Source organism: Paraburkholderia fynbosensis, assembly GCF_902859935.1.
GTDB classification, from domain to species: Bacteria; Pseudomonadota; Gammaproteobacteria; order Burkholderiales; family Burkholderiaceae; genus Paraburkholderia; species Paraburkholderia fynbosensis.
Genome location: NZ_CADIKI010000018.1, coordinates 26612 through 39170, shown reverse-complemented (window position 1 = coordinate 39170; position 12559 = coordinate 26612). Strand labels below are relative to the sequence as shown.

The 12559-nt window shown below is 58.2% G+C and carries 8 protein-coding genes and 1 pseudogene; all 9 read left to right on the top strand.

The features are described 5' to 3' along the window. Positions 1-96 precede the first annotated feature (96 nt). Positions 97-1002, top strand: coding sequence for a LysR substrate-binding domain-containing protein (locus HV770_RS26285; protein WP_175164486.1), 906 nt, complete (start codon positions 97-99; stop codon positions 1000-1002). 270 nt (positions 1003-1272) lie between these two features. Then, entirely contained in the window at positions 1273-3771 is a 2499-nt protein-coding gene (locus HV770_RS26280; RefSeq protein WP_175164484.1) for a CoA transferase, read from the top strand. Between the two features lie 186 nt (positions 3772-3957). Next, the gene (locus HV770_RS26275) at positions 3958-5049 is read left to right on the top strand and encodes an ABC transporter ATP-binding protein (protein WP_175164482.1); all 1092 of its coding nucleotides are present in this window, start codon (positions 3958-3960) and stop codon (positions 5047-5049) included. 35 nt (positions 5050-5084) lie between these two features. Continuing rightward, positions 5085-6122 (top strand): ABC transporter substrate-binding protein, encoded by a 1038-nt coding sequence (locus tag HV770_RS26270; protein WP_175164480.1) that lies wholly within the window; start codon positions 5085-5087, stop codon positions 6120-6122. A gap of 17 nt (positions 6123-6139) precedes the next feature. After that, the gene (locus HV770_RS26265; protein WP_175164478.1) at positions 6140-7402 is read left to right on the top strand and encodes an ABC transporter permease; all 1263 of its coding nucleotides are present in this window, start codon (positions 6140-6142) and stop codon (positions 7400-7402) included. Positions 7403-7406: 4 nt separating this feature from the next. Next, positions 7407-8246: an ABC transporter permease gene (locus HV770_RS26260; RefSeq protein ID WP_175164476.1), complete on the top strand. Its 840-nt coding sequence runs from the start codon at positions 7407-7409 to the stop codon at positions 8244-8246. 89 nt (positions 8247-8335) lie between these two features. Next, the gene (locus HV770_RS26255) at positions 8336-10051 is read left to right on the top strand and encodes a GMC family oxidoreductase (protein ID WP_175164474.1); all 1716 of its coding nucleotides are present in this window, start codon (positions 8336-8338) and stop codon (positions 10049-10051) included. A gap of 227 nt (positions 10052-10278) precedes the next feature. Beyond that, the gene (locus HV770_RS26250; protein ID WP_175164472.1) at positions 10279-11730 is read left to right on the top strand and encodes a purine-cytosine permease family protein; all 1452 of its coding nucleotides are present in this window, start codon (positions 10279-10281) and stop codon (positions 11728-11730) included. Positions 11731-12113: 383 nt separating this feature from the next. Continuing rightward, a pseudogene (locus tag HV770_RS26245) lies at positions 12114-12376 on the top strand (IS6 family transposase); the annotation flags it as partial. Positions 12377-12559: the final 183 nt, after the last annotated feature.

Here is a 12559-nt window from a genome sequence, read left to right as displayed (position 1 = left end):
CAAGCCACTTCGTCCAACGAGCGACCAGGACAGTGCCGACGCAATAGAATACCAATATCTCCGGTCGCGTCCCGATCCGCCACTGCAATTCGCAAAATGAAACGACTCCCACCGCTCAATTGGCTGCGTGCGTTTGAATCGTCGGCCCGACACCTAAGTTTCACGCACGCCGCGACCGAGCTGAATCTCACCCAGGCGGCCGTGAGCCAGCAGGTGAAAGGACTCGAATCCCAGCTTGGCACGGCATTGTTCAAGCGCCTGCCGCGCGGCATTGAATTGACCGAGGCGGGGCTCGCATATCTGCCGGTCGTCCACGAAGCGATCGAGCGACTCGCTGCCGCTACAGACGAAATTTTCGGGCAAGGGCACCTGAAAATAGTGACCGTGCGTGTCAGTCTCGTGTTTTTCACGCACTGGCTTTCATGGCGTCTGCCGGATTTCCGCCAGCGGTATCCGAACGTCAATCTGCGCATCACGAGCAATATCTGGGGAGGCGACAGCAGTGTCACCGACGTCGAGGCCGATCTGGAGATCCGCTACGGCCACGGGAAATGGACCGGCCTGCGTGCCGAGCGGCTGACCTGGGACACGCTGTTGCCCGTGTGTGCTCCCGGGTTGCCTTCTCCCAACGCGCCTCTCTCCTCGCCGAAGGATCTCGCGCATCACGAACTTCTCCATGTGCTGGGCTACGAGGAGGGGTGGGGATACTGGCTCAAGAGAGCCGGTGCATCCAAAATCGACTCGTCGAAGGGGATGCAGTTCGATACGCTGATTTCTGCACTTAAGTTCGCTGAACTCGGCCAGGGCGTTGCACTCGCCCGGTCATCTCTCGTTGAGCACATGCTGGTTTCCGGACAACTGATCGCGCCGCTAAAACCCCGCCTCCCTACTAGTGAGGCGTTCTACCTGGTCTACTCCCAGCACAGCATTGTTAACCCTCATGCGGCTGCGTTCGTCGCATGGTTAAGCGCACAGGCGCAGGAAGCGCACGCGCGACACTGACTTCGGGGCGGGCTCGCGTATCCGGGGCATAGCGCGATGCCGCGCCCGCAGTCGTCCTCCTCGATTGCCTCGGCCATAAAAAAAATAGACCCACCATCATTATTTTTATTGCTTTACCCACTACGGCTTCTGGCCGAAAGTTGCCTTCATCCAGTTTGACCGCCGTCCAACGCGCATCTCAACGCTTACGGTTGGCAGTCACGGGTTTACCCACAACACGATGATGGAAGGTCGCGCGATGCGACCAGTTTGGAGGCGACTCGCTAGATTATGGGAAAGAACAAGCAATTGCCGTTTAACGGCGTGAAAGTTATCGATTTCGGCCAGTACATTGCAGGTCCCGCTGTCGCCATGATCCTCGCGGACCTTGGTGCCACCGTTATTCACGTCGACCCGCCTGGTGGCCCGCTTTGGGACAGCCCGGCCAATGCGGTACTGAACCGTAACAAGTATTGCTTGCGGATCGACCTGAAGGCCGATAAGGGGCTGGAAGAAGCTAGAAGTCTCATCGGACGTGCGGACATCGTCATTGAGAATTTCCGGCCCGGCGTGCTGACGCGGCTGGGCCTCGATTTCGCGAAGCTGCGTGAAGAGCGCCCGCAGTTGATCACACTTTCAATGCCGGGTTTCGCCAGTAACGACCAACTGCGTCGCGAATGGCGGGCCTTCGAGCCGATTATCGCTTCCGCTTCAGGCGTGTTCTCGGACATGGGGCAGAACCGCGTACTGATGGGAATCAACCCAAGTTTCTCGCCTTTGCCGCTTGCGTCGGCCTACGGCGCCATGCTGGCAGTCTCGGCAGTCGCGCTGGCATTGCAGGCGCGGCAGCACACCGGAGTGGGGGATGAAATTGAAGTTCCTCTGGCTTCGGCGGTGATGGAGGGGCTCTCCTACAATTCGATTCATATTGAGAACTATCCCGAGCGATACAAGACTCTGCGCGAAAAGGAAATTGAGCGACGGCGTTCGAATGATCTTCCGATGGATCTGTCGTACGAAGCTCTTCAGGAGTATCTCGATCCGTTCTACCGGACGTACGAGTGTGCTGATGGTCGGAAGTTTTACGCAGTGTGCCCGTCGCATCGGTCGCACGCGCGGCGCTGCCTGCAGGCGATGGGACTCTACGACGAAATGCTGGCGGCCGGATTGCCGAGGATCGATGACCCGTACTTGCCGATTTCCGAATGGGAAGGGGACGCGTCGTTAGGGGTATATCCGTTGCCAGAACATTGGGCAAAGCGCATCTCGGCGCGCATGAAGGAAGTCTTCCGTACGAAAACCGCAGCCGAGTGGGAAAGGATTTTCGGCGAAGGAGGATTCCCCGGAGCGGCGCACCGTACTACGCAGGAGTGGCTGCACGACGATCATGCCAATGCTGCGGGGCTGGTCGTGGATGTCGACGACCGTGAGTACGGCGCGATGAAACAACCTGGACCGGTTTCGTGGCTCGAAGACTGTGCCGAATCCATGCTCTCGCCGAAGTCCCGCTGTCCGGTGACTTTTGAGCACGCGCTGGGCATTCTCGATGAGCAGCAGGGCGCCGAACTGCCGCCTCCGTCAAAGACAGGCGCGCAGGGCTGGCTCGACGGCGTGCGCGTCCTCGATCTGACCAACGTGATTGCCGGGCCGCATTCGACGTCGTTTCTCGGCCGGTTCGGTGCCGATGTCATCAAACTCGACCCTGTCGCGCCGAATTACGATCCGTGGAATACCGTTGTCTTCGGGATGTCTTCAGCCCGTGGAAAACGCAGCGTGCTCGTCGATCTGAATCACCCGGATGGACGCGAGGTGTTCAATCGCGTTGCGCGGTCTGTCGACGTGATCGTGATGAACGCTCCTGATCGTCAACTCGCACCGCTTGGGCTGGATGAAGCAAGCCTGCGTTCCGTCAATCCCGGCGTGATCTTCTGTCAACTCGACTGCTTTGGCGGTCCGCGACGCGGGCCGCGGACCGACTATCTCGGCTACGACGATCTGATCCAGGCATGTACGGGGATCATGGTGCGATTCGGCGGTGGCATGCAGACACCGGAGGAGCATGCTCACGTCGGAACAATCGACGTCATGTGCGGATTCGCGGCTGCACTGGGTGTCGCGGCCGCGCTGTATCGCAAGGCCAGAACGGGCGAAGTCGGGCGTGCCAGAACCTCTCTCGCTGCGCTTGGCAATCTGGTGCAGATTCCGTTCGCGTACGACTATGCGAACCGCCGCCCGTTCGACGAACCGTCCGGTCGTGACGTGCGCGGCTCTGGCGCGATGTCCCGCTTCTTCCGCGCCGCGGACAACTGGATTTATGTGGATACCAGCGAAAGTGAGCTGGATAAGCTGGATCGGGTGGACGGTCTGAACGGGATCGCCGTCGCCGAGGATCCGGCTGCGTTTCTCGCGTGTGCTCTCGATACCGCCTCCGCTGAAACATGGCAAACCCGATTGCAGGCCGCCAACATTGCTGCGGCGGTCCCGGACAACATCGTCAATCTGCGCCGGCACTACAGCAGGCCTTGCGACGATCGTTCCGGTATCGACAACGGCAGCTACTCGTTCAGCGTCTATGCGGACCATCCGAGTGGCCGATGTGTTACGCAGCTCGATCCCTTTGCAATTCGTCCACGTCACGCGCGGATTCGTGCGCTGCCACCGGCCGAGAAATTCGGCGCGTCGACGCACGCTGTCCTGCGCGAGTTCGGGTATAGCGATGCGGAGATCGAGATGCTCGTCGCTCGACATGCGGTCGGCGATAGCTGGTCTGAGGAGTACCTGCCCAGCTAGACGGGCTTCTACGTCGGGCAGTGCGGCGAGTAGAGCAATCCGGCGTGACGCGTGGTGCCAGAGGAGCGTCGTTGCGACACGCGATGAGAAGGTTGTGCCGACCTTTCTTCAGGTCGTTCGGCGCGAGCACATTTAGCGTGTGCGAGGCCCTAGTGGGATACAAATATTTTTACATTGGAGACAGCCATGCAGGATCAGACCAATTCTCTCGTGAGCTTTCGTCACGTTAAAAAGACCTACGACGGCGAAACGTTAGTTGTCAAAGATCTCAATCTCGATATCCAGAAAGGCGAGTTTTTGACCCTGCTTGGCCCGTCCGGATCGGGGAAAACGACTTGCCTGATGATGCTCGCGGGATTCGAGTACCCGACCGGCGGGGAGATCTGGCTCGATGGTCAGCTGCTGAACCGGATCCCGCCGCACAAGCGCAATATCGGCATGGTGTTTCAGAATTACGCGCTCTTTCCTCATCTAACGGTCGCGCAGAATCTGGACTATCCCCTCAAGGTTCGGAAAATGCCATCCGACGAACGCGATGCCAAGGTAAAGCGAGCGCTCGAAATGGTTGGCATGGAGAAGCTGGGAAAACGGATGCCCAGTCAACTCTCGGGCGGCCAGCAGCAGCGCGTCGCCCTTGCGCGTGCGCTGGTTTTCAACCCTCAGCTCGTGCTGATGGATGAACCTCTCGGCGCGCTCGACAAACAATTGCGCGAACACATGCAACTTGAGTTGAAGGCACTGCATGAGGCGCTCGGACTGACGTTCGTCTATGTCACGCATGACCAGAGCGAAGCACTCACGATGTCCGATCGTGTCGCCGTGTTCGATCAAGGGGTGATTCAGCAACTCGATACCGTGGATCGCCTGTATGAATCGCCGAGAAATCTCTTTGTCGCGAATTTCATCGGCGACAACAATCGAATCAAAGGTACTGTCGTCACGAGGGACGGCGGCTATTGCCACCTGAAACTCGCCGATGGGACGACGGTGCGCGCGCTGAATGTGGCGAGTGCTGACGTCGGGCATCAGGCGACGGCGGTCATCCGCCCAGAACGGCTATCTGTTGAATCTCAGCTGACGGCCGGGCCGAATGCTATCCACACCGAAACACTCGACGCAATCTATTTTGGCGACCACGTCCGGCTGCGATGCCGTGGTCCTGGAGAAGCCGAGTGTTTCGTGAAAGTCCCCCTTGAACAGGATTGGCAGTCTCACGTTCATTCGGGGAACCGGATCTCGCTGTCCTTCCGGGAAGACCACCTGAAGATCTTGAGCTGAAGTTTTCAATTTCCATTACACAGTAGGAGGAGACAATGAAATCGAACTCGAAAATGATCTGCGCCGCGGTGCTGGCATGCTTGTCAACTGCGGCTTTTGCCGGTGCGCTCACGACCGTCAACTACGGCGGGGCCGACGGTAATGCTCAAAAGGCGGCATGGGTGGACCCGTTCTCGAAGGAGAGCGGCATTGCGACGAACGCCATTCAGTACACGGGCGAGATGGCGAAGGTAAAAGCCATGGTCGAGGCCAGGAATGTCACGTGGGATGTCGTAGAGGTCGAGTCGGCAGACGTCGGTCGTGGTTGCCAGGATGGTCTCTTCGAGAAGCTCGACTGGTCGAAGATCGCCAGCAAGGGTGACCTGATGGCCGGGGCTGCGACACCGTGCGCAGCAGGAACGTTTGTGTGGTCGACCGTACTCGCGTACAACCCCGCGCTGAGCAGGAGCACGCCGCACGGCTGGAAGGACTTCTGGGATGTGAAGAAATTCCCGGGAAAGCGGGGAATGAAGAAGGAGGCCCGCTATAACCTGGAATTCGCGTTAATGGCGGATGGGGTGGCACCGAAGGATGTCTACACCGTACTCAGCACACCCACAGGCGTCGAGCGGGCGTTCAGAAAAATGGACGAACTCAAACCCCATATTCAGTGGTGGGAAGCTGGCGCTCAGCCTCCGCAGTTCCTGATTGCGGGAGATGTTGCCATGTCGACCGCTTATAACGGGCGCATCGACGCAGCGGAACGAGAAGGGAATAAAAATCTCGCCATTGCCTGGGATCAAAGTATCTATGAACTGGATTTCTTCGTTATTCCGAAGGGTTCGAAGAACAAGGATACGGCCCAAAAATACATTTCGTATGTACTGAAGCCTCAGCCGCAAGCCGCGTTCGCGCAGCAAATCCCGTACGGCCCAACCAACAAGGCTGCGCTCAAATTGCTTGACGCCGCGACTCTGGCAGCGCTTCCCAATTCAGCTCAGAACGGTAACACAGCTATTCCTAATAGCGTCGAATTCTGGACCGACCATGGCGATGCGCTAGAGCAACGCTTTACTGCGTGGGCTGCCAGGTAACGGAAAAGGGAGGATGTATGAGTACCATCACTTCTCAGCAACAGAGCTGGGACACGCGTAAGCTCAAGAGGTCGCTGCGAGTCGTCCAATTCCGCAAGGAAGTCGTAGCGTTTGCGCTGGTAGCGCCGCTTGCTATCTTTATTCTGCTGGTGTTTGTGATGCCGGTTGCGTCGATGATCTCTCGATCGGTTCAAAATCCTGAGGTGATTGATGCATTGCCGAAAACAACCTCGGCATTAAGACATTGGGGTGGCAAGTCACCTGTTCCAGATGACGCCTATCGTGCATTGGTGCTCGACGTGGAAAGCAACGGCGGAAATAACGATGCGGGCACCGCAGCCGGTCGGCTGAACGGGCGGAAGGATGGTTTTCGCTCGTTGTTTTACAAGACGGCCAGCGCGCTTCCTTTCGGCGATAACGATGCAGCGATTTCTGCGCAGGAGATGAAGAAACGCCTGATCGAAATCGATCCGCGCTGGGGGGACTCGAGTTACTGGCGGGCGATAGCCAGCGAGTCGTCCCGTTACACAAGCCAGTATCTCCTTGCCACGATCGACTATCGGGAAAGTTCCGATGGTCGGATCGTGCCGGTCGATAACGGCGCGTCGGCATATCGCTCCGTGTTCATGCGGACCTTTGCGATCAGCGGATTCGTGACGCTCGCGGCGCTTTTGCTGGGTTACCCGCTCGCCTACTGGATCTCGGTTCTGCCAGCTCGCAAGGCCAATCTCGTGATGATTCTGGTGCTTCTGCCGTTCTGGACCTCGATCCTCGTACGGATTTCTGCATGGATCGTGATTCTCCAGGGCGAGGGTCTCGTCAACAAGGCGTTGATGGCGCTGCATGTCATTTCGACGCCATTGCCGCTCCTGTTCAACAGGACAGGGGTCCTGATTGCCATGACCCACATCCTCCTGCCATTCATGATTTTGCCGCTCTACAGCGTGATGAAATCCGTCCCTGCGAGCTATACAAAGGCCGCGATCTCGCTCGGGAGCCACCCCTTCGGGGCATTCTGGAAAGTCTACGTGCCACAGACGCTTCCTGGCGTTGGGGCGGGCGGTCTGCTGGTGTTCATTACCGCGTTGGGCTACTACATCACCCCGGCCCTGCTCGGCGGGGCGGGGGATCAGATGGTCAGCTACTACATCGCATATTTCACCAATGTGGCACTGAATTGGGGGATGGCGTGCGCGCTCGGTGCAGTCCTCCTCCTTGTGACGCTGATTCTCTTTGCACTCTATCGAAAGATCGTCGGAACAGAAATCAAGGTGGTCTAGCATCATGAAAACCAACATGCCGCGTTTCGCCCCCTATGTGTCGACGCCGGAAGTCGTATGGCATTACGCCTTGCGATCGGCGAATGTACTGATTCTTGTGTTTCTGGTCTTGCCTATATTGGTGATCATTCCGCTTTCGTTTAACGAAAACTCGTTTCTCGTCTATCCGATCCACGGGTTCTCGTTCAGGTGGTATCACGATCTGTTCACGTCAACAGACTGGGCGCGTGCCGGCGCCAACAGCTTTATCGTGACGCCGATCGCCACGATAGTCGCGACCGTACTCGGGACGTTGGCTGCATTAGGATTGAACAGGGCGTCGTTCAAGGGAAAGGGATTACTGGTCGCCGTCCTGATCTCACCAATGATCGTCCCGGTGATCGTCACCGGAGTGGGGATGTATCTGTTGTTTGCCCGCTGGGGATTGGCCGGGACGTATGCTGGCCTGATTTTCGGGCATGTAGTGATCGCCGCGCCGTTTGTCGTGATCACGGTAAACGCAACGCTTGCCGGCTTCAACCAGAACTACGTACGAGCCAGCCTGAGTCTGGGCGCGTCGCCGGTCCGAACGTTCTTTCGGGTTACTTTGCCGATCATCGCACCCGGTGTGATTTCTGGAGCGCTGTTTGCGTTTGCTACGTCGCTGGACGACGTCGTGATCACCATGTTCATCGCCGGCCCGACGCAGGGAACGCTCCCCCTCCAGATGTTCATCGGGATTCGTGAAAACATCACGCCAACGGTCGCTGCGCTTGCATCAATTTTTATCGTCTTTTCAAGTCTGCTGCTTATCACCATGGAATGGTTGCGGTCCAGATCCGTAGCAAAGCAGACGTCGATCTGACGTTGTCGGCACCCATGCATCGGATGTTGTCGGAGCGACAGGGTGCCAAAACGGCCAGGAATCGATATGCACAGATACAAGGAGGCAAGATGTCGGAAGGAAAAATCAAAGGAGCCAGCTCGAAGCAGTCAGTGGGTGAATTCGACTATATCGTGATTGGCGCAGGTACGGCGGGTTGCGTGGTCGCAAGCCGTTTGAGCGAAGATGAAGACGTGTCGGTACTGCTGATCGAGGCAGGTGGAAAGGATGACTACCATTGGATTCATATCCCGGTCGGCTATCTCTACTGCATTGGAAATTCGCGGACCGATTGGCGCTACAAGACGTGCGTTGAGGCAGGGTTGAACGGCAGGGCGTTAGCCTATCCGCGAGGCCGGGTCCTTGGCGGCTGCTCGTCGATTAACGGCATGATCTACATGCGCGGTCAGAGTGAGGATTACGACGAATGGGCTCGCATAGCCGGCGATTCGTCATGGCGGTGGGAGACTGTCCTCGAGACGTTCAGGAAGAGCGAGGACTTCCATGCTGGTGCAAGTGGTGCTCACGGTGCTGGCGGGCCGTGGCGTGTGGAGAAGCAGCGGTTGAAATGGGACATTCTCGAGACATTTTCCGAAGCGGCGCAACAGACAGGTATACCAGCGACGGACGATTTCAATAGAGGTGACAACACCGGAGTCGGGTATTTCGACGTCAATCAAAAACACGGCATCCGGTGGAATGCGTCGAAAGCCTATCTTCGACCTGCAGCAAAGCGCGGGAACCTGACGGTTCTCACGAATGCGCAGACACGACGACTGATGTTCGAGAATAACCAGTGTACCGGCATCGAGTTCCGCCTCGGCGACGAGCCGCGTATGGCGAGAGCGCGGCGCGAAGTGATTCTCTGTGCAGGGGCCGTCAACTCTCCCCAATTGCTGGAATTGTCGGGAATCGGAAGTGCCGCTCGGCTGGCAAAGCATGGAATTGGGGTGGTCAAAGATCTTCCGGGTGTCGGCGAAAATCTGCAGGATCATTTGCAGTTGCGCATGGCATTCAAGGTGCAGGGCGTACGGACATTGAATACCCTCAGCGCTCACTGGTGGGGAAAACTCAAGATCGGCCTCGAATATGGCATGTTCAGAAGTGGGCCGATGGCGATGGCGCCGTCGCAGCTCGGCGTGTTTGCAAAATCCGATCCGAATGATGGAACGCTGACGCGACCTGACGTTCAGTACCATGTACAGCCCCTGTCACTCGAACGGTTCGGAGAACCGTTGCATCCGTTCGACGCGTTCACCGCGTCGGTTTGTCAGTTGCGGCCGTCCTCACGGGGCAGCGTGCACATCACGTCGAGTGATCCGGCGATGGCACCGAGAATTGCGCCCAACTACCTTTCGACCGAGGAGGACCGTCATGTCGCGGCAAACGCCCTGCGGCTGACCCGGCGCATTGTGTCGGCGCCCGCGCTTGAGCGTTTTCGGCCACAGGAAATTCTCCCTGGAATCCAATTCCAGACCGAAGATGAATTGCGGCATGCGGCCGGCGACGTGGGAACAACCATCTTTCACCCGGTCGGAACCTGCCGAATGGGTATGGCGGACGATCCGGACTCCGTGGTCGATTCCCGTCTTCGCGTGCATGGTGTGAACGGCTTACGGGTGGTCGACGCTTCGATCATGCCGACGATCACCTCGGGCAACACTAACTCGCCAACATTGATGATCGCAGAGCGCGCGAGTGAGATGATTCGCATGGATAGAAAGCGAGAAGCCAAGACGGCGGGATGCGTCCCGGGACTGACCTCGGCCTGTCAGAGTTCTCTCTGATTTCCAGCGAAATTGGCTTCGACGAAGTAGTCCCGCTGGCCACGAAGCTGCCCGACGGTCGGTTGCGTGGGCGATCAGAAAACGAAGCATTGGTCTGGACCGCGACAATCTCTGACGCGAGCACTTTCGAGCTACACGGATGATCACCGCGTACGTTCAAGGGTAGGTTACGCGTGAGCGAACGGTGCCTTTACATCACGCCTATATCAAAAGAGTTGGAGACAAACATGCAGCAGACTACCTCGCCCATTTCCCTGGCGCGACCGAAAGCCCGTCTGGCAGTCGAGCGGCGTTCAATTGGCTATGTACCGTCGTCCGAACGGCATGGGAAGGTTTGGCACCTGGGGCCGATCTGGTTCTCCGGCAACGCGCAGATCGCGACGCTTGCAGTGGGAGCGATCGGCAGTACCATGGGCGCCAACTTTCTGTGCACAGCACTCGCGGTTGTGTTTGGTTCCGCGCTGGGTTCGTTCTTCATGGCATTCCATTCGACCCAAGGTCCGCAACTTGGCCTGCCACAGATGATCCAGTCGCGTCCCCAGTTCGGCTACATGGGGGCGCTTCTCGTCTGGGTCGTCGCGCTTGTGACCTACGTCGGTTACAACGCATTCAATCAGGTGCTTGCCGGTGATACGGTTCATCACCTGGTCCATGTCGGCGCCAAAGGCAGCCTGGCCATATTCACCGTGCTGGCACTTACGGTCGCATTCCTCGGACATGATTTGATTCATAAGGCACAGCAGTGGCTTGCCGCAGCGATGATTGTCGTGCTGACAATGTTTTCTACGGGCTTGATATTCTGCGTCCACTTCGACGCGTCGCAATTCAGTCTGAGTGGTTTCAGGACGATCCCTTTCTTCGCGCAACTCTTTGCAGCGGCAGCGTACCAATTGAGTTGGTCAATCTACGTGTCTGACTATTCGCGTTATCTGCCGGCGAACGTTGGTGTCCGTGCGTCGTTCTGGTGGACCTATCTCGGCGCATACATAGGGGGCACCTGGATGATGCTCGTCGGCACGGCGGCCGCCGCGATGTATGCGAAGCTCGATATTTCAGCAGCGGTCCAGGTCGTGGGCGACTCGATCTATCCGGGGCTCGGCACGGTGACTCTCGTGTTGTCCTTGGCAACGTTGTTGACCATGACGAGTCTTAACTTCTACGGGGCGTCGCTCACGCTGCTGAGCATTGCCGATTCGTTCCGACCGTCGCGTCCCACCACAACGACCCGTTTCGTCAGCCTTGCGATTGTCGCTGTCTCGGCGACGCTCATTGCACTGGGCGCGTCGGGCGACTTCATGGCGAAATTCGGCGACTTCCTTGGCATCCTCCTGTATCTGTTCACCCCGTGGACAGCGATCAACCTTGTCGACTTCTACCTTGTGCGCAAGACCACTTATTCGGTCAGGGAAATCTTCAACCCGGATGGAATGTACGGGCGGTGGAACTGGCGCGGGCTGACGGCGTATTTCGTGGGATTTACAGCGATGATTCCGTTCTTCTCGAATGGAATCTATACCGGTCCCGTCGCACGTCTCCTTGGCGGCACAGATGTCGGCATGATCGTCGGGCTTGTGGTGTCGGCGGGTATCTACTACTGGACATGCCAGTCATTGGACATGGAGTCTGAACGAATCCGAGCTCACGCGGCCGACATTGCACTTGATGCCGACACGAGATAGTGCCGTGTTCTGCTGCCGTCTATTACCTCACGTAAGGTCTGTGCTGTCAGGCAGTTGACGTCACCGCGTGGATTCACAAACTCCGTGGTGACGACCGACATGGGCAGGCGATGCTGTCGCTGCACCGGATGCGCGAGCAGATTGTAGAGTTCCGCACGACGCAAATCGCGAGTTTGCGGGGCTGCTCACCAAAGAAGGGGCTCGGCGGCCATTGCAGGTACATCGGGCATCGCGTTGAGAGGGCGGCGCGGCCTTTTCCCCACTAACCCATACGCGGGGTGAGCAGTGGAGCGGGCTCACGAAACTGGACCAGCGGATTGCCGCCATCTGCTGCGCAGCTATCCGGCGCAAAGGCCGAGTTGCCGCAGCCGGCCGATGTGAAGCACGTCTTCGTGAAGGCCTCGGCCCCGGCCAATAACCGCGCGGAGAATAGCCACCAGCCGACGCGTCGGCGTGAGCGTCAGATGCACGGTTTCCGTGACCCGCGGCGCACGCAGCGCTTCTGTCGAACTTCGGCCCGATCCGTCAGCACTTCGTGCTGCCCCGGCACAGGATGAGTGCAGGTGACCATCGCTCACAACTGCGGGCACGCCTGGCCAGGTGGTTCCAGTGGACCGTCGGTGAGCCGACTGACATCGCTCGCTAATCAACAGGAACCCTACACATACTGCATTGGTACATGCCCGCGTCGTCAGCTTGACAATGCCCAGGGAACTGATCGTCGCTTAGGCCGCGGCGGCTGCGGCGTCGCTGCAGGAGCAGGTGGGCGTGCTCGACCGCGCGGTCGCGGTGTTCCGGATGACAGAGCCGCTCGCCTCTGCCAGCCTGA